The organism is Methylobacterium sp. 1030, assembly GCF_040544715.1.
Classification (GTDB): domain Bacteria; phylum Pseudomonadota; class Alphaproteobacteria; order Rhizobiales; family Beijerinckiaceae; genus Methylobacterium.
Genome location: NZ_JBEPKM010000012.1, coordinates 77,602 through 96,538 on the forward strand (window position 1 = coordinate 77,602; position 18,937 = coordinate 96,538).

The 18,937-nt window shown below is 71.4% G+C and carries 17 protein-coding genes and 1 pseudogene; 7 read left to right on the forward strand and 11 right to left on the reverse strand.

The features are described from left to right. Nucleotides 1–33 precede the first annotated feature (33 nt). The 7 genes from ABIC30_RS18620 to ABIC30_RS18650 form a co-directional block, all read right to left on the reverse strand. Nucleotides 34–744: an ABC transporter ATP-binding protein gene (locus ABIC30_RS18620; protein WP_012320260.1), complete on the reverse strand. Its 711-nt coding sequence runs from the start codon at nucleotides 742–744 to the stop codon at nucleotides 34–36. Next, nucleotides 737–1,483, reverse strand: coding sequence for an ABC transporter ATP-binding protein (locus tag ABIC30_RS18625; RefSeq protein ID WP_354455922.1), 747 nt, complete (start codon nucleotides 1,481–1,483; stop codon nucleotides 737–739). Before ABIC30_RS18625 ends, ABIC30_RS18620 begins: the two co-directional genes overlap by 8 nt. Beyond that, nucleotides 1,480–2,526, reverse strand: coding sequence for a branched-chain amino acid ABC transporter permease (locus ABIC30_RS18630; protein ID WP_012320262.1), 1,047 nt, complete (start codon nucleotides 2,524–2,526; stop codon nucleotides 1,480–1,482). Before ABIC30_RS18630 ends, ABIC30_RS18625 begins: the two co-directional genes overlap by 4 nt. Nucleotides 2,527–2,536: 10 nt before the next feature. Beyond that, nucleotides 2,537–3,409, reverse strand: a complete 873-nt coding sequence (locus ABIC30_RS18635) for an ABC transporter permease subunit (protein ID WP_020093099.1) — start codon at nucleotides 3,407–3,409, stop codon at nucleotides 2,537–2,539. A gap of 103 nt (nucleotides 3,410–3,512) precedes the next feature. Beyond that, complete coding sequence (locus ABIC30_RS18640; RefSeq protein WP_020093098.1) at nucleotides 3,513–4,760, reverse strand: urea ABC transporter substrate-binding protein; 1,248 nt, start codon at nucleotides 4,758–4,760, stop codon at nucleotides 3,513–3,515. Between the two features lie 35 nt (nucleotides 4,761–4,795). Continuing rightward, on the reverse strand, nucleotides 4,796–5,437 hold the full coding sequence (locus ABIC30_RS18645) for an ANTAR domain-containing response regulator (protein ID WP_020093097.1): 642 nt from the start codon (nucleotides 5,435–5,437) through the stop codon (nucleotides 4,796–4,798). Then, the gene (locus ABIC30_RS18650; RefSeq protein ID WP_020093096.1) at nucleotides 5,434–6,588 is read right to left on the reverse strand and encodes a transporter substrate-binding domain-containing protein; all 1,155 of its coding nucleotides are present in this window, start codon (nucleotides 6,586–6,588) and stop codon (nucleotides 5,434–5,436) included. Before ABIC30_RS18650 ends, ABIC30_RS18645 begins: the two co-directional genes overlap by 4 nt. A 428-nt stretch (nucleotides 6,589–7,016) precedes the next feature. Between ABIC30_RS18650 and ABIC30_RS18655 the strand changes: the two genes are divergently transcribed. From ABIC30_RS18655 to ABIC30_RS18680, 6 genes and pseudogenes are all read left to right on the forward strand, one after another. Further along, nucleotides 7,017–7,634, forward strand: a complete 618-nt coding sequence (locus ABIC30_RS18655; protein WP_020093095.1) for a glutathione S-transferase family protein — start codon at nucleotides 7,017–7,019, stop codon at nucleotides 7,632–7,634. A gap of 57 nt (nucleotides 7,635–7,691) precedes the next feature. Continuing rightward, nucleotides 7,692–9,755, forward strand: coding sequence for a 2Fe-2S iron-sulfur cluster-binding protein (locus ABIC30_RS18660; protein WP_042674776.1), 2,064 nt, complete (start codon nucleotides 7,692–7,694; stop codon nucleotides 9,753–9,755). A gap of 174 nt (nucleotides 9,756–9,929) precedes the next feature. Beyond that, a pseudogene (locus ABIC30_RS18665) lies at nucleotides 9,930–10,064 on the forward strand (DUF1348 domain-containing protein); the annotation flags it as partial. An 81-nt stretch (nucleotides 10,065–10,145) separates the two neighbouring features. Beyond that, nucleotides 10,146–11,036, forward strand: coding sequence for a LysR family transcriptional regulator (locus ABIC30_RS18670; RefSeq protein ID WP_020093092.1), 891 nt, complete (start codon nucleotides 10,146–10,148; stop codon nucleotides 11,034–11,036). 215 nt (nucleotides 11,037–11,251) lie between these two features. Further along, nucleotides 11,252–12,400 (forward strand): acyl-CoA dehydrogenase family protein, encoded by a 1,149-nt coding sequence (locus tag ABIC30_RS18675; RefSeq protein ID WP_020093091.1) that lies wholly within the window; start codon nucleotides 11,252–11,254, stop codon nucleotides 12,398–12,400. Continuing rightward, nucleotides 12,397–12,963, forward strand: coding sequence for a cytochrome b (locus ABIC30_RS18680; protein ID WP_020093090.1), 567 nt, complete (start codon nucleotides 12,397–12,399; stop codon nucleotides 12,961–12,963). Before ABIC30_RS18675 ends, ABIC30_RS18680 begins: the two co-directional genes overlap by 4 nt. A gap of 28 nt (nucleotides 12,964–12,991) precedes the next feature. Here the strand turns inward: ABIC30_RS18680 and ABIC30_RS18685 are convergent, their stop codons facing one another. The 3 genes from ABIC30_RS18685 to ABIC30_RS18695 all read right to left on the reverse strand — a co-directional run bounded on the left by ABIC30_RS18685 (nucleotide 12,992) and on the right by ABIC30_RS18695 (nucleotide 16,635). Further along, nucleotides 12,992–14,479 carry an HWE histidine kinase domain-containing protein gene (locus ABIC30_RS18685; RefSeq protein ID WP_020093089.1) on the reverse strand — a complete coding sequence of 496 codons (1,488 nt, stop codon included), beginning with the start codon at nucleotides 14,477–14,479 and terminating at the stop codon, nucleotides 12,992–12,994. A 160-nt stretch (nucleotides 14,480–14,639) separates the two neighbouring features. Next, complete coding sequence (locus ABIC30_RS18690) at nucleotides 14,640–15,980, reverse strand: LLM class flavin-dependent oxidoreductase (protein WP_026604917.1); 1,341 nt, start codon at nucleotides 15,978–15,980, stop codon at nucleotides 14,640–14,642. A gap of 139 nt (nucleotides 15,981–16,119) precedes the next feature. Beyond that, nucleotides 16,120–16,635: a DUF4188 domain-containing protein gene (locus ABIC30_RS18695; protein ID WP_020093087.1), complete on the reverse strand. Its 516-nt coding sequence runs from the start codon at nucleotides 16,633–16,635 to the stop codon at nucleotides 16,120–16,122. Nucleotides 16,636–17,355: 720 nt separating this feature from the next. Here ABIC30_RS18695 and ABIC30_RS18700 point away from each other — a divergent pair. After that, the gene (locus ABIC30_RS18700) at nucleotides 17,356–17,778 is read left to right on the forward strand and encodes a VOC family protein (RefSeq protein WP_132368376.1); all 423 of its coding nucleotides are present in this window, start codon (nucleotides 17,356–17,358) and stop codon (nucleotides 17,776–17,778) included. Between the two features lie 422 nt (nucleotides 17,779–18,200). On the opposite strand, the gene ABIC30_RS18705 is transcribed toward ABIC30_RS18700, so the two are convergent. Further along, entirely contained in the window at nucleotides 18,201–18,878 is a 678-nt protein-coding gene (locus tag ABIC30_RS18705; protein ID WP_056533247.1) for a hypothetical protein, read from the reverse strand. Nucleotides 18,879–18,937 lie beyond the last annotated feature (59 nt).

The following is an 18,937-nucleotide window of genomic DNA, read 5'->3' on the forward strand; positions in this document are numbered from 1 at the left end:
GGTCGTCTCTCCCTTGGTTGTCGGACTTTGGTGTCAGACGGCGAGGTGGCGCCGCACGAGGTCGCGGTCGTCGAGATCCCGGGCCGTCAGCTCCGCGACGATCCGGCCCTTGTCCAGGACGTAGCTGCGCTGGGCCATGGCGCGGATCAGGTCGAGGTTCTGCTCCACGAACACGATCGTCACCCCGGTGCGGCGGTTGAGATCGACCAGGGTGCGGCCGATCTGCTGCACCACCGAGGGCTGGATGCCCTCGGAGGGCTCGTCGAGCAGGATCAGCGCGGGGCCGCCGACGAGGACGCGGCCGATGGCGAGCTGCTGCTGCTGGCCGCCCGAGAGCGTCCCGGCGCGCTGCCCGCGCCGCTCCCGCAGGATCGGGAACGGCCCGAAGGCGCGCTCGTAATCCGGCCGCTCGCCCTTCGGCAGCAGGGAGGCGCCGACCGTCAGGTTGTCGGCGACGCTCATGCGCGGGAACACGTCGCGGCCCTGGGGCACGTAACCGATGCCGAGGCGGGCGCGGCGGTGGGCGGCGAGCCCCTCCACGGCCGCGCCCCGGAACGCGATGCCGCCCGCGGAGGCGGGCAGCAGCCCGACGAGGCTGCGCATCAGCGTCGACTTGCCGACGCCGTTGCGGCCGATCACCGCCACGATCTCGCCGGGCTGGACCGCGAGGTCGACGCCCTGCAGCACGGGCTTGCCGCCGTAGCCGGCGCGGAGGCCGGTCGTCGTGAGGAGCGGCTCAGGCATCGGCGACGCTCCGCAGCGGCGGCGCGTCCGCCTCCCCGAGGTAGATCGCGGCGACCCGCTCGTCCGCGATGATCGCCTCGGTGGTGCCCTGGGCGAAGATGCGCCCGACATGGAGCACGGTCACCCGCTGGGCGATCTGCCGGACGAAGGCCATGTCGTGCTCGATGGCCAGCACCGCGACGCCGTCGCGGTTGAGCGCCTGCACCATCTCGCCGGTGGCGAAGGTCTCGTCCGGCGACATCCCGGCTGTGGGCTCGTCGAGGAGGAGCAGGCGCGGCTTGAGGCTGATCGCCATGCCGATCTCCAGCCACTGCTTCTGCCCGTGGCTGAGGGCGCCGGCCCGGTCGGAGGCCGCCGCGGTGAGGTTGAGGAATGCGAGCAGCCGCCGGATCTCCGTCCCGAGCGAGGCGCCCTCCAGGTGGTGCTGCAGGGCGATCTCCAGGTTGTGTGCGACCGACAGGCTCGGGAAGATGCCCGGCACCTGGAACTTGACGCTCATGCCCCGCCGGATCCGCGCGAAGGGCTTGAGCGCGGTGATGTCCTCGCCGGCGTAGAGGATCTGTCCCCGCTCCGGCGTGTACTCGCCCAGCAGCAGGCGGAAGAAGGTGCTCTTGCCGGCGCCGTTCGGTCCGATCAGGCAGTGGATCTCCCCCGCCGCGAGGGCGAAATTCACGTCGTTGGTGACGTGCAGCCCGCCGAAATGCTTGCTGAGGTTGCGGGTCTCGAGGAGCGGCGTCATCGGCCCGCCTCCCGGCGACGCAGGCGGCCGAGGCCGCGCAGGGCCGCCACGACGAGGCCGTCGGGCGCCGCCAGCACCACCGCGACGAGGAGCAGGCCCATCACCACGAGGGCATACTGGCTGCCGTAGATCGTGAGCGCCTGGAAGCCGCCGAGCACCAGGAGCGTGCCGATGAGCGTCGCCGTCAGGTCGCCGCGGCCGCCGACCGCGACCCAGATCACCGGCAGCGCGGCGGCGGTGAGACCCATGCTGGAGGGCGTGATGTACTGGCCCCAGGCAGTGTAGAGCGTGCCGCTCAGCCCCGCGAGGCCCGAGCCGATCACGAAGGCGGCGAGCTGGTAGCGCCGCACGTCGTAGCCCAGCATCTCGGCCCGTTCCGGGTTCTCGCGGATCGCCACCAGCACGTTGCCGAACCGCGCGTTCACCAGGATGCGCAGCGCGAGGTAGACGACGATCAGGAGAGCCAGCAGCCCGTAGTAGAGCGCCACGTCGGGGAACAGCACGAGGTCGCCGTCGAACCACGGCACGGTGAGGGGTGGCATGCCGCTCATGCCGTTGTAGCCGTTGAGGCGTGCCGCCCCGATCTTCCATTCCGGGCCGGCGGTCTGCGCCATGAAGCGCTCCAGGGCGAGCGTCACCGACAGGGTGATGATGCCGAGGAAGACCCCGCCGATCCGGCCGAAGAACAGGAAGTAGCCGAGGAGCGCCGCCATCACGGCCGAGAGCGCCACCGCCAGAACCAGCGCCGCCAGGGTGAAGCCGTAGGCGGCGCCGACGTTCAGCGTGAGCACGCCGTAGGCGTAGCCGGAGAGGCCGAAGAAGGCGGTCTGGCCGAAGCTGAGCGCGCCGCCGTAGCCCCAGATCAGGCACAGGCCGAGGGCCATGAATACCCAGCAGAAGAAGTAGGCGGTGTTGCCGACCGTGTAGCCGTCGGCGAACCACGGGTAAGCGACGGCCGCCGCGACCGCGACCGCGAAGACGGTCCAGAAGGCGGGCCCGCGTCCCAGGGTCTGCGGGCCTTCGAGGCGGCGGAGCAGCGTCATCGCCATGGCCTCACGCCCGCTCGCGCAGGATCAGGCCCGAGATGCCCCGCGGCAGCACCCGGATCACCAGGATGACCGCGACGAGGAGCCCGATCTGCCCGAACAGCTGGCCCTGCCAGGTGGTGAGCAGCGCCCGCACCGTGCCGAGCACCAGGGCCGCCGGTGCCGTCCCGAGGAAGATGTCGGCGCCCCCGACCACCACGGTGACGAACGCCTCCATGATGAAGGTCGTCCCCATGGTCGGCACGATCGTCATGGTCGGCGCGTAGAGCCCGCCCGCGAGGCCCGCCAGCGCCGCGCCGAGGCCGAAGGTCAGGGCGTAGACCGTGCGGGTGTCGACGCCGAGGGCCTCGGCCATGTGCGGCACCTGGATGGTGGCGCGGGCGAGCGTGCCGAAGCGGGTGGCGTTGAAGGCGAGGTAGAGCCCGGCCAGCACCGCCACGGCGGCGACCATCAGCACGACGCGGTAGGTCGAGTAGGAGTAGCCGCCGACCGTGAAGCTGCCGAGCGGCGTGCCGATCCCCGGCATGCTGGAGCCCAGCAGGATCAGCGTGCCCTGCGTCGCCGCGAGGCTGATGCCCCAGGTCGCCACGATCGTGTCGAGGGGCCGCCCGTAGAGATGGCGGATGACGAGGCGCTCCATCACCATGCCGACGGCCCCGGCGACGAGTGCGCCGGCCAGGATGCCCAGCGGCAGCGGCAGCCCGGCCCGCGTGGACGCCGCCGTGACGTAGGCGCCGCACATGATCAGCTCGCCGTGCGCGAGGTTGATCACGCCCATCATGCCGAACACCACCGCGAGGCCGCAGGCGGAGAGGACCAGGAACGAGAACGCATCGCCGATCTGGTAGAGGAACGTGAAGGCGTGAGTCAGCAGATCCATCCGGAGGCCCGATCGTGATGGCTGTGGGCCGGGGCCTCGGCCCCGGCGATGTCGCGTCGTCTCCGGCCCGGGGCCGCGGCGCGCGGATGACCGACCCGGCAGGTCAGGGCTTCGGCGGGTTGCTCGGCGTGTACTGCGCCATCGGATCCTTCTGCGTCAGGTCGCAGCCGGCCTTCCCGAGCCAGTAGGGCTGGATGTTGTCCCAGGTCTTCGGGAAGGAGATCGCGTGCTTCTCGTCGACCTTCGCGAGGTAGATCGTGTGGGAGGCGTGCTGGCTCTTCGGATCGATGCAGACCTTGCCCTCCGGCGCGTCCACGCAGACGTCGCCCGCCGCGATGACCTTGCGCAGGTCGGCGCGCTTGGTCGAGCCGTTCGCCCGCTCGACCATCTGCTTGTAGAGGTAGACCGCGAGGTAGGAGTTCTCTGCCTCCTGGTTCACGTACGGCTCGTTCGGGAACTTCGCCTTCCACTTGGCCAGGAACGCCTTGCTCGACGGGCTGTCGACCTCCTCGATGTAGTTCGTGGTCACGTACATGTTGGCGAGGCTCGGGGGCTGGAAGCGCTTGTGCTCGTAGCCCTGGCCGATATTGACCGAGGAGCCCATCGGCACCTTCAGGTTCGCGGCCGCCGCCTGCTCGTAGTAGGAGGCCTGCGCCGTCCCGACGAGCAGCGTCATCAGGATGTCGGGCTTGGCCTTCTGGATGTTCTGGATCGTCTGCGAGAATTGCGACACGCCGAGGGGGATAAATTCTTCCCCGACCATCTCGCCGCCGTTCTCCTTGACGATGTTGCGCACCCACTCGGCCGAGATCTGACCGAAATTGTAGTCGGCCGCGATCGTGTAGACCCGCTTGCCGAACTTCTCCATCATCCACGGGATCAGCGTCGAGAACTGCTGCTCCGGCACCGCGCCCGTGACGACCATGTGGCCGTCGCAGACGCCGCCCTCGTACTGGTTGTTGTAGAACGCGAAGCCGTCGAGCTGGTCGACGATCGGCCGGTAGGCCTCGCGGGACGCGCTGGAGAAGCCCGCGAAGACGGCGTTGACCTTGTCGCGCTGGAGCACCCGACGCATGAATTCCTGATAGCGCGTGTTGTCGGACTGCGTGTCGTAGATCACGAGCTCCAGCTTGCGCCCGGCGATGCCGCCCGCGGCGTTGATCTCGTCCGCGGCGAGCTGGATGCCGTGGACCTTGCCGATGGTGGCGACCGCGAAGTCGCCGGACTGGTCCTCGAGGACACCGAGCTTGATCGGGTCGGCGGCGCGCGCCGCCGGGGCGGCCAGGGATACGCTCGCGAGCAGGGCGGCCGCGAGGGCGGACAGGCGGGATCCGCGGGGCGTTCTCGTCATCGGGTCGTCCTCGTCTACGGGGTGGAGTGCGTGCTTCAGGATCGGGCCAGCCGCGGCGAGAGGGCCGGCGCGGCGACGGACGGACGGGCGCGGACCAGCGCCTCGCAGTAGGCTTCCAGGGGCTGCCGGGCGCGCATGGCGTCGCGCCGCAGCGTCTCGTAGGCCGCGTCGTCGTCGAGGCCATGCTCCTGCATCAGCCGGAGGATCGCCTTGACGACGTGGCGCCGGCCGCGCCGCCGCTCCTCGTGGCGGGCAAGCCGTTCTTCGAGGAGACGGCGCCGGTTGTGCTCGTTCACCGCCAGGAACAGGGCGGCGTAGACCGAGGCGCCGTGGATCGGCTTGCGCAGCAGGCCGGTCGCGCCGAGCTGGAGCAGCCCCTTGAGCCGGCTCGGCGCCTCGACGCCCACGAGCCCGACCACCGGGACCGGCGGCAGGTCGGGCACGGCGCTCGCCGCGAGGCCCGGCAGCGGCAGGTCGCCGTCCACGATGACGATGTGGTGCTCGGGGTCGAGGATCTCGAAATCGAGCCACGGCGCCTCGCCGGCCGGGAGGACCGAGGCCACGGTCAGCCCGAGCTTCATCAGGGTGCCCGCCAGGACGTCCGTGGCGGTGCTCGGCGGCGCGATCAGCAGGGCCTGCGCACCGCTGAAATTCTGGATCAGCCGGGGCGTCGTCATGGCACCACCTTCAGGTGCGGGCGCCGGCTCACCGGCACGACGCGCGGATCACTGCGCACCAGGTAGGGGTCCGGCGCGACCGGCGCCTCGGCCTGCGCCACGATGGTGAAGCGGGCCGCCGCCGTCGAGAGGCCGATCCGGGGGGTCAGGCAGGCGTGGAGGGTCGTCTCGTCGAGGCGCACCGGTCCCTGGGGCGCCTCGAACTCGTCGGCGCAGGCTGCCCGGCGCACCGTCGCGGCCTCCTCGGTCCCGGCCCGCGCCAGCGCCCGCGCCAGGAGATGCACCGCGATGTACGAGGATTCCGCATCCGCCGAGGGGGTCGGGCCTTCGGGGAAACGCGCCGCGTAGGCCGCCATGAAGGCGCGGTTGCGGGGCGTGTCGATCGACGTGAAGTAGACGCTGGAGGACAGGTGGCCGTCGACCGCCTCCGGCCCGATCGCCTCCAGTTCCGGCTCGGCGAGGCTGCAGCTCGCCACCGGCATGGTCCGCGCCTGGTCGATGCCGCGCGCCGCGCAGGCACTCCGGAAGTCGCGGAAGAACCGGTACGCCGAGATGCCGATCAGCGTGTTGAAGACGAAGTCCGGCTTCGCGGCCAGGATCGCCGCGATCACCTGATCGAAGGCAGTCTCGCCCACCGCGAGGTAGCGCTCGCCCGCGACGTCGCCGCCGGCGATCGCCAGCGTCTCCCGCAGGATCCGGTTGTTCTCCCAGGCCCAGATGTAGTTGGAGCCGACGCAGAAGGCCGTGCGGCCGCCCCGGGCGAGGAGGTGCCGCACCAGCGGGACGATGTGCTGATTCGGCGCCGCGCCGGTGTAGACCACGTTCGCCGAGGTCTCGAAGCCCTCGTAATGCGACGGATACCAGAGCAACGCGTCCCGCTTCTCGAAGATCGGGATGATCTCCTTGCGGCTCGACGAAGTGTAGCAGCCGACGACGTGGCGGATCCCCGCGTCGAGGAGCCGCTCGGCGCCGGCGACGTAGCCCGCGAGGGCGCCCTGCGGATCGCGGATCACCGGCTCCAGGACGCAGTCGCCCCGCGCGTTCACCTCGTCGACCGCCAGGAGCGCGCCGTTCAGCATCGCCCGCCCGACGAGACCGTAGGGTCCGTCCGCGGAGAACAGGATTCCGATGCGGTGATGGCTGAGGCCCATGCAATCCTTCAGAACGCAAAAAGCCCGCCAGTGCGGAAGCACTGCGGGCGGCATCGCCGTGAAAGATGGTGACGTATTGGCGCGAAACTGGGCAGCTTTGCCCCGCGCCTGAAAACTAGGCTCCTCGGTAATGGCCTCGGTGTCAAGTCCCGCGCAGTCTTTTCGGAACCGGCGTCTTGATGATTGCTTCCCGGGTCGCGGATCGGCGCCCGCGCCAGGCCCCTCCGCGGCGCCTGTACCCGCGGAGGCGAGGCGGATAACGGCCGCGCCAGGCCGGCGCAGGATCGCTCGGCACCTTTGGCCCGCGCGATTATTCCGATTTCCGGAATTATGAACTGCGGAGAACGCCTATTCTGCTCGCCCGAACGCGGCGGCATTCTCCTCACACGGCCTGGGGCGATCCCGGCCCCCGACGGAGATCCACGGTCATGAAGCTCTACCACCATCCCCTCTCGGGCCACGCGCATCGGGCCCGCCTGTTCCTCTCCCTGGTCGAGGCCCCGCACGAGCTGATCGAGGTTGACCTGAAGGCGGGCGGACACAAGACGCCGGCCTTCCTGGCCATGAACCCGTTCGGTCAGGTGCCGGTGCTCGACGACGACGGCGTGATCGTCTCCGATTCCAACGCCATCCTCGTCTACGTGGCGAAGCGGCTCGGCCGATCCGACTGGCTGCCCGAGGATCCGCGCGCCGCGGCGGCGGTCCAGCGCTGGCTCTCGGTCGCGGCGGGCGAACTCGCCTACGGGCCGGCGGCCGCGCGGCTGATCACGGTGTTCGGCGCCACGTTCCATCCGGAGGAGGTGATCGCCCGGGCGCACACGCTCCTGGGGCGGCTCGAGGCGCATCTCGATGGCCGGAACTGGCTCGCGGCCGAGCGGCCGACCGTCGCGGACGTGGCGGTCTACAGCTACCTCGCCCGCGCCCCGGAGGGGAACGTGGACCTGTCGGGCTACCCGCGGGTCGAGGCCTTCCTGCGCCGGATCGAGGGCCTGCCGGGCTTCGTCCCCTTCGCCCAGACCCCCGCGGGCCTCACGGCCGCGGCGTGACCGGAAGGCCCCGGGCGCACCCGCGCCCGGGAGCGGATGCAGATGGAGGGCGCGAAGATGGCTGACGGTCAGACCCTTGCGACGCTGCCGACCTGGCATGCCGGCGAGACGTCCATCCAGGAGACGGTCGGCGCCGCCGACCGGATGGCGGTGGTCGGCCAGCGGGTGGTGCGGGACTTCATGCCCGATCAGCACCGCGCCTTCTTCGCGGAGATCCCCTTCATCGTGCTGGGCAGCGTCGACCGGCAGGGCGACGCCTGGGCCACGCTCCTGGCCGGCCGTCCCGGCTTCATCTCCTCGCCGACCGCCACGACCCTCGACATCGCCGCGCGGCCGGACCCGGCCGACCCCGCGTTCGACGGCACGGGCGACGGCGACGCAATCGGCCTCCTCGGGATCGCGCTGGACAGCCGCCGCCGCAACCGCGTCAACGGCCTCGTCCGCTCCACGGCCGGCGGCGTCCTGCACTTCGCCGTCGACCAGAGCTTCGGGAACTGCCCGCAATACATCCAGCTGCGCGACATGAGCTTCGTCCGCGAGCCGGGCGCCCCCGCTCCGGCCCCCGCCGAGGAGAGCGCGGAGCTCGACCCGGAAGCCCGCAGCCTGATCGCGGCGGCGGACACGTTCTTCGTGGCCTCCTACGCCGACCGGGAGGGCCGGCGGCAGGTCGACGTCTCGCATCGCGGCGGCAAGGCGGGGTTCGTCCGCATCGCCGCGGACGGCACGCTGACCATCCCCGACTTCGCCGGCAACCTGTTCTTCGCCACGCTCGGGAACATCTTCCTGAACAGCAGGGCCGGCCTGGTCTTCACCGATTTCGAGACGGGCGATCTCCTGCAGCTGACCGGCGACGCCGCGGTGATCCTGGACTCGCCCGAGATCGCGGCCTTCCAGGGCGCCGAGCGGCTCTGGAGCTTCCGGCCGCGCCGGGTGATCCGCCGACGCGGTGCCCTGCCGCTGCGCTGGTCGTTCCGGCCGGACGGCTGGTCGCCGAACGCGCTGATGACCGGCGACTGGGCGGAGGCCGCCGACCGCGTCCGGGCGGCCGAGCGCGCGACGCAGTGGCGGCCGTTCCGGGTAGCCGAGATCGTCGACGAGAGCCGCACGATCCGGTCCTTCCACCTGACCCCGGACGACGGGGCCGGGCGGCTCCCGCACCGCGCGGGCCAGCACCTGCCGATCCGCGTCACGCTGCCGGGGGCAGACGCGCCAGTCATAAGAACCTACACGCTCTCGGTCGCGCCCTCGGACCCGACCTACCGGATCAGCGTGAAGCGCGACGGCACCGTCTCGCGGCACCTCCACGACCGAGTCCAGGTCGGCGACATCGTCGAGGCGCGCGCCCCCGGCGGCGGCTTCACCCTCGATGCGAGCGCGGCGCGCCCGGCCGTGCTGCTCGCCGGCGGCGTCGGGATCACGCCGCTCCTCGCGATGCTCCGGCACGTGGTCTACGAGGGCCTGCGCACCCGCAAGATCCGGCCGACCACGCTCGTCTACGCTGCCCGCACCCGCGCCGAGCGCGCCTTCGACCGGGAGTTGTCCGAACTCGCCGCGGCGGCGCAGGGAGCCGTGCGGATCGTGCGCGTCCTGAGCGATGTCTCCGATGCCGCGGCTGGCGTCGATTACGAGGCCGCGGGCCGGATCGACATGGCCCTGCTCACGCGGTTCCTGGCCTTCGCGGATTACGATTTCTACCTGTGCGGCCCGTCGGCCTTCACCCAGGCGCTCTATGACGGCCTGCGCGGCTACAACGTGGCGGACGACCGGATCCACGCGGAGGCGTTCGGTCCATCGGGGCTCATCCGCGACACCGGAACGGCGGCGGCCGTGCCTCCGCGGCCACCGGCCTCCACGGAGACGGTGCCGGTCGCCTTCCTCGACACCGGCAAGGAAGCGCGCTGGACGCCGGATTCGGGCAGCCTCCTCGACCTCGCCGAGGCGCGGGGTCTCGCACCGGAGTTCAGCTGCCGCGAGGGCAGCTGCGGGACCTGCCGCACCAAGCTACTGGCCGGCGCGGTGACCTATCTGAGGGAACCGAGCGCACCGGTGGCTGAGGACGAGGTGCTGATCTGCTCCGCGGTGCCCGCGGAGGGCACGGACCGGGTGCAGCTGGCGCTCTGACGCGCGCGACGGCACGGCGCGCGCCGTGTTCCGCCTCGCGGGACCGGCGCCGGCGGATCATCCTGCGCCGCTACCGGAGCCGGGCTGAACCTTCCCCGAGGACAAGGAGCCCATCCTGTCCGTCCGCCGCTGCCGCCCTTCGACGCGCAGAGCACGATCACGAAGGTCCGCCTCGCCGAGGACGGGCTGATGCGCTATCGGCACAGCAGCATCAACGCGTTGCCGATCGCGGAATCGGACCGCGAGTTTCACTGGCCCCTCGGGCGCCGGCCGGACGACCATCCGGACCTGAGCCAATTCGGCTTCTGACCGATCGGCCGGGACGCCGACGCGGCGGGCCGGATCGGGCGTGAGCGTCGCGACACGGCCGCGAGAACCCGGAGCGAGGCTATGGATCGGTGGCAGGCCATGCGCATCTTCGCGAAGGTCGCCGAGACGGCGAGCTTCGCGCAGACCGCCCGCCTCCTGCACATGAGCCCGCCGGCCGTGACGCGCGCCGTGGCGGCGCTCGAGGAGACCATCGGCGCCCGCCTCCTGATCCGGACGACCCGCTCCGTGAAGCTCACGGAAGCGGGCAGCCGGTACTACGAGGATTGCCGGCGGATCCTGGCCGACATCGCCGAGGCGGAATCGGCGGCGGCCGGCTCCAACGCGACACCGTCGGGCACGCTCGCGGTGACGGCCTCGGTCCTGTTCGGACGGATGCACGTGCTCCCGATCGTCACCGATTACCTCGACACCTACCCGACCATGGTGGCGCGGACCCTCTTCGTCGACCGGCCGGTCAGCATGGTGGAGGAGGGAATCGACGTGGCGATCCGCATCGGCCACCTGACCGATTCCGGGTTCACGGCCGCTCGGGTCGGGTCGGTGCGCCACGTCATCTGCGGCGCCCCGGACTACTTCGCGCGGCACGGCGTGCCGGCGACCCCGGCAGATCTCAAGCGCCACCGGATCGCCGTCTCCACCGGGGCCTTCGCGTCGCCGGAGTGGCGGTTCGGCCGGAACGAGCGGGTGGTCGTCCGCCCCACTCTGGAGGGCAACACCAACGAGGTCTCGATCGGCGCCGCACGGTCGGGCTGGGGGCTGGCGCGTGTCCTGAACTACCAGATCGGCCCGGACCTGCGGGACGGCCGGCTGCAGATCGTGCTCGCCGATTACGAGGAAGCGCCGCTGCCCGTCCACGTCCTGTACCCGGAAGGCCGGCACGCGCCCGCGAAGGTGCGGACGTTCGTCGACCTGGCCGTGGCGCGGCTGCGCGCCAACCGGACGCTGAACTGAGAGCAGCCCGGATCGACGACGGTCGCATTGGTCGCAGCCGCGGCCGGGGAAAGGATGGCTCAGTCTTAGGTTAGTTTTTTAGGATCTTCCGCATCTTCTGCGGGCAATGGGGGCCCATACGTGACGAGACCCGAGCGCGCGACCGTGGGCAACCGCCCCTCAGCGGCCATTCGCCTGGATGTCGACGCGGTGGCGCTCTGAGAGGAGTCAGGCGCATGGATCAGTGGACCCGCCTGGATCCCGTCTACGATTCCGAGGCGGCCGCGCGCGCGATCGCCGCGTCGGCGCCCGCGCGCGCCGACGCCCAGGATCACGACGACGGCTTCCCACAGGACGATATCGCCGATCTCGCCCGCCTGGGGCTGCTCGCCGCGCCCGTACCGGTGGATCACGGCGGCGCGGGCCTCGGGACGGAGCCGGGCGCCGGTGCCCTGGCGGAGGTTCTGCGGCTGGTCGGCTACGGAAGCCTCGCTCTCGGCCGGCTCTACGAGGGTCACGTCAACGCCCTCCAGCTCGTCGCCCGTTACGGCTCACCCGCCCAGCGCGTCCGCCTGTTCGCCGACGCGCGCGCCGGCCACCTGTTCGGTGTCTGGAACACCGAGCCGGGGGAAGGCGGCCTCACGATCGAGGCCTCGGACGTCGACGGCCATCTCCGCGGCGTGAAGACCTACGCGTCGGGCGCCGGCTTCGTCACCCGCGCCCTCGTCACCGCCCGGCATCCGGGACAGGGCGGCACGGCGATGATGGTGGTGCCGCTCGACGCCGGCACGCGGTCCGATCTCTCGGCGTGGCGGGCGCAGGGCATGCGCGCCTCGGCGACCGGCACGATCGACTTCACCGGCCTCGCCTTCGCGGCCGACGATATCCTCGGCCAGCCCGACGATTACTTCCGGCAGCCGGCCTTCTCGGGCGGCGCGTGGCGCTTCGCGGCGGTGCAGCTCGGCGGCATCGAGGCCGTGTTCGATGCCTGGCGCGGCCATCTGCGCCGCCTCGGCCGGGGGAGCGATCCGCACCAGCTGGCGCGCCTCGGCGAGGGCGCTATCGCGGTCGAGGGCGCGCGTCTGTGGGTCGAGCGCGGGGCGCAGGTCGCGTCGGACGCGGCGATGCCGCCGGAGCGCGTCGTCGCCTACATCAACCTGGTCCGCCTCGCGGTCGAGCGCGCCGGCCTCGACATCCTCCAGCTGGCCCAGCGCTCGGTCGGCCTCCAGGGTTTCCTGCGCGGCCATCCGCTGGAGCGGCTGTCGCGCGATCTCGCCACCTACCTGCGCCAGCCCGGACCGGATCACGCGCTCACCAGCGCGGCCTCCGAGATCCTGCGCGGGGACGGCCTGGCCGGTGACCTCTGGACCGAGAACGCCGCGTGACGGAGCAGAGCGGCCACGCCACCGCATCGCGGACCGTCTGGCTGGACACGCCGGAGCGGTACGGTCGCGTCAGCCGCGGCTTCCACTGGGTGATGGCGGCCCTGTTCGCCTGGCAATTCACCGGGGCGCTGCTCTACGTCACGATCGGCGATGCGGCGCTCACCCGCCTCGTCGGCGGCAGCCACTTCACCCTCGGCTTCACCCTGTTCGTGCTCGTGCTCCTGCGCGGGGTGTGGGGCCTCGCGAACCTTCACCGGCGCCCCGCCCATCCGGGCGCGCCGGGGCGCGCGGTCGCGGCCGGTCACGGCCTGATCTATCTCCTGATGGTCCTGGTCCCGAGCCTCGCGCTGCTGCGCCAGTACGGATCGGGCAAGCCCTTCGCGCCCTACGGCATCCCGGTCATGCCGGCGCGCGAAACGAAGATCGAGTGGATGATGCTGCCCGCCGACCTGTTTCACTACTGGCTGGGCTTCACGCTCCTCGTCGTCGTGCTCGGCCACGCCGCGATGGCGTTCCTGCACCGCAGGCTCTGGAACGAGACCGTCCTGACCCGCATGACCTGACCGGCGGCGGGCCCGCGGGACGCGATCCTCAGCCCGTCGCCTCCGCCGCGGCGGGCGCGCGGTCGGGCAGCGGCGCGTCCAGCGTGAAGACCACGCCGCGGGGGCGGTACTCGATCTCGGCCGAGCCGCCCATCTCGGCGGCCAGCGCCCGCTCGATGAGGCGCGTGCCGAACCCGCCGCGGGCCGGTGCCGTCACCGCGGGTCCGCCGACCTCCTCCCAGCGGAACCAGAGACGGGCCGGCGTCGCCCCGTCGACCACGTCCCAGTTCAGGACCACTCGCCCCCGGTCGTTCGACAGGGCGCCGTACTTCACGGCGTTGGTCGCCAGTTCGTGCAGCGCCATCGTGAAGGCGAGCGTCAGGCGCGGCGTCAGCCACACCTCCGGTCCGTTGATCAGGAAGCGCTGTCCCGCCCCGCCCCGGAACGCCTGGAGGGTGCCCTCCACGATGACGTCGAGCGTGGCCCCGATCCAGCTCTGGCGGGTCAGGACGTCGTGGGCCGCCGAGAGCGAGTGCAGCCGCGCGTCGAGGGTCCTGTGCGCCTCCTCCAGGGAGGCGGCGTTGCGCAGGGTCTGGTGCGCGATCGACTGCATAGTCGCCATCGAGTTCTTCACCCGGTGATTCAACTCGTCGGCCAGGAGGGCGCGGTGCTCCTCCGCGCGCTTGCGCTCGGTCACGTCGATGGAGACGCCGGCCATGCTCAGCGGCTGCCCGACCGAGTCGTAGAAGGTCTGACCCCGGATCTGCAGCCAGCGAAGCTCGCCGCCGGGCGTGCGCGCCCGGTACTCGATGTCGTAGTCGCTGTGCTCGCGGATCGAGGTCTGCACCGCGGCCTGCATGCGCGGCCGGTCCTCGGGCTCGATCGCGGCGATCAGGTCCTCGTAGCTGAACGCCTCGCCCGGCACCCGCCCGAAATTCTCCTTGCAGGTCTCGGAGGCCACGAGCCGCATGTCGGCGAGATCGAGGGTCCACGAGCCGAAACGTCCGGCCTTCAGGATGAATCGCAGCCGCTCCTCGCTGCGGGTGAGGTCGCTGGTGCGGCGCTCGATCTCCTGCTCGAGCGCCTCCCGGTCGCGCTGCATCCGCGCGAGCTTCTCCCGCTCCAGCGTCACGTCGAACTGCGACGCGAAGAAGTAGGTGAGCTCCCCGGCGCGATCGAAGACCGGCGAGATCAGCAGCCGGTTCCAGAAGAGCTCGCCGTTCTTCTTGTGGTTCAGGAGCTCGATCTCGATCGGCACGCGGCGGGCGATCGCCGCCCTGATCTTCGCGATGTCGGCCTTGCTGGTCTCAGGCCCCTGAAGGAACCGGCAGTTCCGGCCGATGATCTCGTCGTGGCCGTACCCGGTCAGCTTGGAGAAGGCGGCGTTGACGAAGACGATGGGGTTGTCCGGCTGATGGGGATCGGTGATCAGCATCGGCATCCGCGTCGCCCGGACGGCGGAGACGAAGGGGTCGGTGCTCGCGTCGGTCCGGGCGAATTCCGCCTCGAAACGCGTGCGTTCCTGCTGATCCGTCAATGCCCGGTCGCCCCTGTCACGACTCGCCGATGGCGGCCTTCGGCCCTCGTGGCGTGGCTGTACCACAGCGGGGATAGCTTGTGCGCAATCATGATGCGGTCCGAGACGCCGCAGGGGGTCGCGACGCCTCGCCCGATCGGACCCGGGAAGAGGCCCGCCGCTACACCGCGGCCCGACCGGGGCCGAACCCGGCCGGCGGGCGCGAGCCGAGATGGTCCCGCAGCGTCCGGCCCTCGTACTCGGTGCGGAACAGGCCGCGCCGCCGCAGCTCCGGCAGGACCAGCGCGATGAAGTCGTCGAGGCCGCCGGGCAGCGTCGGCGGCATGATGTTGAAGCCGTCCGCCCCGCCGGCCCGGAACCGCGCCTCCATCTCGTCCACGATCTGGGCCGGCGTGCCGACGATCTGCGAGTGGCCGCGCGCGCCGGCGATGCGCAGGTAGAGTTGGCGCAGGGTCAGGCCCTCGCGGCGGGCGAGGTCGAACATGAGCTGCTGGCGGGACTTGATGCCTTCGGTCTCGGGCAACTCCGGCACCGGCCCCTCGGGATCGTAGCCCGACAGATCGTGGCCGCCGATCATGCGACCGAGCAGCGCCAGCCCGACCACCGGGTCGATCAGGTCCTGCAGCGCCTCGAACTTCGCCCGCGCCTCGGCCTCGCTGCGCCCGACGACGGGGAACAGGCCGGGCATGATCTTCAGATCATCCGGCGCACGACCGAAGCCTGGCATGCGCCCCTTGAGATCGCCGTAGAACTCGACCGCCTCCTCCAGCGTCTGGTTCGCGGTGAAGACGATCTCGGCGGTCCGCGCCGCGAGGTCCTTGCCGGGCCCGGAAGCGCCGGCCTGCACCAGCACGGGCTGGCCCTGCGGCGTCCGCGAGATGTTGAGCGGACCGCGGACCTCGAAATGCTTGCCCCGGTGATCCAGCGGGCGGAAGCCGTCCGGCTTCGAGAACTGGCCGCTCGCGCGGTCGATGATCACGGCGCCGTCGTCCCAGGTGTTCCAGAGGCCGAGGACCACGTCCGCAAATTCCTCGGCGCGCTCGTAGCGGTCGGCGTGACGGCCGATCCGGTCGCCGCCGAAATTCGCCGCCTCCGCGTCGGTCGCGGAGGTCACGAGGTTCCAGCCGGCGCGCCCGCCGCTGAGATGGTCGAGGGAGGCGAACCGGCGCGCGACGTTGAAGGGCTCGTTGAAGCTGGTGGAGGTGGTGGCGACGAGACCGATCCGGCGCGTCACCGCCGCGAGGGCCGACAGCAGCGTCAGCGGCTCGAAATGGGTCGAGCGCGCGGTGCGCTCGCTCGACCGCAGGTCGAGGTCGCGGATCCCGCTCCCGTCCTCCAGGAAGATGAGGTCGAACTTCGCGGCCTCGGCGCGCTGCGCCCAGCCGACGTAGCGCTCCAGGACGAGCCCGCCGTCGGCCTCGCTGGAGGGATGGCGCCAGCCCGCGACGTGGTGGCCGGTCGCGTAGAAGAACGCGCCGAGGCGCAGGGTACCCTGTCTCATCGAACCGACCGTCATCGTGCCTGATCCGCTCCGTGCCTTCCGCGCGGGCCGGTGTCCAGCCGAACCGTGCGCACGGGCGGACCCCGCGTCGCGCACGGCTCATCCGCCGCACCGGAACTCCGGCCGGGCGGCCGGAGCCTCAGCGCGGGACTGCGGCGTCCGGCGCGTTGTCGGCGGGGAGGTCGCGCAGGTCGGACGAGGCGTAACGCCCGTGCCGGGCCGCCAGCGAGCCCCTCGCCTCCTGCATCGGCATGAAGGCCGCGAATCCGACCGGCTCGGCCACGTCGTGGTAGATCGCCTCCATGCCGCCGCGCATGTGGTAGGTCTCGTGCCAGATGCCGACGCCGCGCGTGTCGCGCAGGAAATCCCGCCACCAGATCCGGTGCGGCTCGGACTTGGACCACGCGACCATGCTGTCCATGTCCCGCCAGTACCAGCGCATGCCGACATGGAGCGGGCGCAGGCTGAAGATGATGTTGTTCTCGTAGTGCAGGAGGCCCTCTGGCCGCGCCGCGCCGACCCTGTCGATCCGCGGCCCGAAGCCGAGCAGGGTCTTCACGCCGGCCAGGGTGCGGACCTTCATCCCGAGATAGATCACGACGAGGTCCGGGTAGCCCGAGAAGTCCGGGACCGCGTGTCGCCGGTTCGCGCCCATGATCGCGCCCTCATTCGCCGGCCGGTCCTGGCGGGCCTTCAGCGTCGAGAATAGGCGACGACGCGGTCGGCGAGCAATATTCGTGGACCGCGTTGCTTACGACCTGCGACGTCCGGCAGTATCGGACGAACCCGGTCGACCTCCGTCACGGCCGCCGCGCGGCAGCCGCGATCCGGGCGGACGCTCCCGCGCGCGCCGCCGCGGAGATCCTCGAGGTTCGTGCCGACCGCCTCGGAGATCTCCGCTCCGTCGCCGGATCGTTCGGGATCGTGCGCGGCTCAGCGCGTGCGCGCCCCGCAATCCGGGCCATTCTGCCGGGAGCGCGGCCAGGCGCGGGTGCGGATGTACTGTTCGACCACGAGAGCCCCTCCTCCAAGAACAACCACAGCGAGAATGGCTTCGCGGAAAGTGCCAGGATCGATCATCGTCTCGACTCCCTGAAGTGAATCGCCCCTGCCGGGGCCTGAGAGCTCTTCAACTCTGCTCTCCCTCGTCAATCCCTGATCGCTTCCCGGGTTGCGCTGCCTGGCTGACAATTGCCCTTCGACGACGTGAACATTCTGTAAGACTGAGGATCGAGAGAGCGGCGCGTCGGCGCCGAGCGCGCGGCCGGACAATGGGCCCGTCCACCGCGTGCGCTGGCCGACTGGCATCGTGTCGACGGCGCAAGGCCTTCGACATTTCGCGCGACGCGCCCGTGTCGGATGCTAGGATCCGACGATGCAGCAGCAGATCTCGGTCATCACGCTCGGCGTCTCATCGCTCGGCCGGTCGCGCGCCTTCTACGGCGACGGCTTCGGCTGGGCTCCCGTGTTCGAGAACGACGAGATCGTCTTCTACCAGATGAACGGGTTCATGCTCGGAACCTGGCAGAACCCCAACCTCGACCAGGACATGCGGCGCGCGAGCGAACCGAGCCCGAGCGCGTTCTGCCTCGCCCACAATGTCCCGAACCGCGGCGACGTCGCGCCCACCATCGCGCGGCTCGTCGCGGCGGGCGGGACGCTCCTGCGCGCGGCCGACGAACCGCCCCACGGCGGATTCCGCGGATATCTGAGCGATCCGGACGGACATGCCTGGGAGATCGCCTGGAACCCGGCCTGGCGGATCGATGAAAGCGGTCGAGTGACGTTCGGACTCTGAGCGGGCGCGGAGGCCGCCGAGAGATCGGCCGTGCCGGGAAGGCCGCGCCTCAGAGGCGGGTGAGCCGCAGGCGCCACCCGGACGAATCCGCGACGATGGCCGGGTCGAGGGCCGGATCGGGCGGCCGCGCCGCGGCCGGCGCGGCCGTCGGAGGCTCCGCCACGGCGATGTCGGCGGACGGGGCGCGGCCGGAGACGCAGCCGCAGAGGGGCAGCGCCAGGGCGAGTGCCGCGACGGCGACAGACCGGATCGGTACGGTCCACCCGCGGATCGGCGATCCGGCCTCGACCGCGCGGGAGACCGCGGCGCTCCGTCCTCGGCGCGGAGCGCGTCCGGAAACGGGTCCCGGCGAACGGCCTGAAGCGGCGCCGTGGAGGGGCCGGGTGCCCGACGCGGACATGGCCCGGCCCCGGCACTCGGCCTCAGGCGCCCGCCGGGCCGCGGCTCACGTGGCCGCCCAGAAGGAGCGCCTTGGCGGCCGCGTCGATCCGGCCGAGCCACTTCTCCGCGGTCTCCGCGCGCAGGTCGGCGACGCGGACCTGCTCCTCGGCGGCCCGAACCCAGGCTTCGGCCTCCGCGCGGATCGTCCGGACGCGCGCCTCGGCCTCCGCGCGGATGTCCTGCACCTGGGCGTCCGCCTCGGCCTGGACGCGCTGCAGCCGGATATCGGCGCGGGCCTCGACCTCGCGGACGCGCATCTCGGACAGTTGCAGGCGGTGCCGGGTCTCTGCCAGCGCGCGCTGCGCGGCGGCCAGGGCGGCCTCGTGCGACATGCTCTGCTCCTGCAGGCGCTGCTTCTGCGCTTCGGCGCGGCCGGCCATGCCGGTGATGATGTCGAGCGTGCTCATCCAGTCCGACACCGCCTCGGACTCGCAGGGGACCGGCGCGGGACCCGCGTCGTTGACCGCGGGTTCCGGCAGGATCGGCGGGTGCGCGACGGGCTCGATGCGCGGCGCGGACAGCGCGGCCGGCCCCTCGACCGTGTCGAAGGACGGCTTGAGCTTCAGGATCTCGGCGGACGGTCCCTCGACGAAGCGGTCCAGGCTGTCGGCGACCTGCGAGAGGATGTGGGACCACGTGGCTGTGGGGGCCGCGACCATGATGGCTCTACCCTGGCGGGATTTTGGCAATAGCTAATACAATCTCCGGTATGGTTAAT

Bases quoted from the DNA above. Each gene is read 5' to 3' on its own strand.
- ABIC30_RS18670 (WP_020093092.1), top strand. From the start codon at position 10,146: ATGGATCGGTGGCAGGCCATGCGCATCTTCGCGAAGGTCGCCGAGACG.
- ABIC30_RS18675 (WP_020093091.1), top strand. From the start codon at position 11,252: ATGGATCAGTGGACCCGCCTGGATCCCGTCTACGATTCCGAGGCGGCC.
- ABIC30_RS18650 (WP_020093096.1), bottom strand. From the start codon at position 6,588: ATGGGCCTCAGCCATCACCGCATCGGAATCCTGTTCTCCGCGGACGGA.
- ABIC30_RS18645 (WP_020093097.1), bottom strand. From the start codon at position 5,437: ATGACGACGCCCCGGCTGATCCAGAATTTCAGCGGTGCGCAGGCCCTG.
- ABIC30_RS18690 (WP_026604917.1), bottom strand. From the start codon at position 15,980: ATGAGACAGGGTACCCTGCGCCTCGGCGCGTTCTTCTACGCGACCGGC.
- ABIC30_RS18620 (WP_012320260.1), bottom strand. From the start codon at position 744: ATGCCTGAGCCGCTCCTCACGACGACCGGCCTCCGCGCCGGCTACGGC.
- ABIC30_RS18660 (WP_042674776.1), top strand. From the start codon at position 7,692: ATGGCTGACGGTCAGACCCTTGCGACGCTGCCGACCTGGCATGCCGGC.
- ABIC30_RS18630 (WP_012320262.1), bottom strand. From the start codon at position 2,526: ATGACGCTGCTCCGCCGCCTCGAAGGCCCGCAGACCCTGGGACGCGGG.
- ABIC30_RS18625 (WP_354455922.1), bottom strand. From the start codon at position 1,483: ATGACGCCGCTCCTCGAGACCCGCAACCTCAGCAAGCATTTCGGCGGG.
- ABIC30_RS18705 (WP_056533247.1), bottom strand. From the start codon at position 18,878: ATGGTCGCGGCCCCCACAGCCACGTGGTCCCACATCCTCTCGCAGGTC.
- ABIC30_RS18700 (WP_132368376.1), top strand. From the start codon at position 17,356: ATGCAGCAGCAGATCTCGGTCATCACGCTCGGCGTCTCATCGCTCGGC.
- ABIC30_RS18695 (WP_020093087.1), bottom strand. From the start codon at position 16,635: ATGGGCGCGAACCGGCGACACGCGGTCCCGGACTTCTCGGGCTACCCG.
- ABIC30_RS18640 (WP_020093098.1), bottom strand. From the start codon at position 4,760: ATGACGAGAACGCCCCGCGGATCCCGCCTGTCCGCCCTCGCGGCCGCC.
- ABIC30_RS18635 (WP_020093099.1), bottom strand. From the start codon at position 3,409: ATGGATCTGCTGACTCACGCCTTCACGTTCCTCTACCAGATCGGCGAT.
- ABIC30_RS18655 (WP_020093095.1), top strand. From the start codon at position 7,017: ATGAAGCTCTACCACCATCCCCTCTCGGGCCACGCGCATCGGGCCCGC.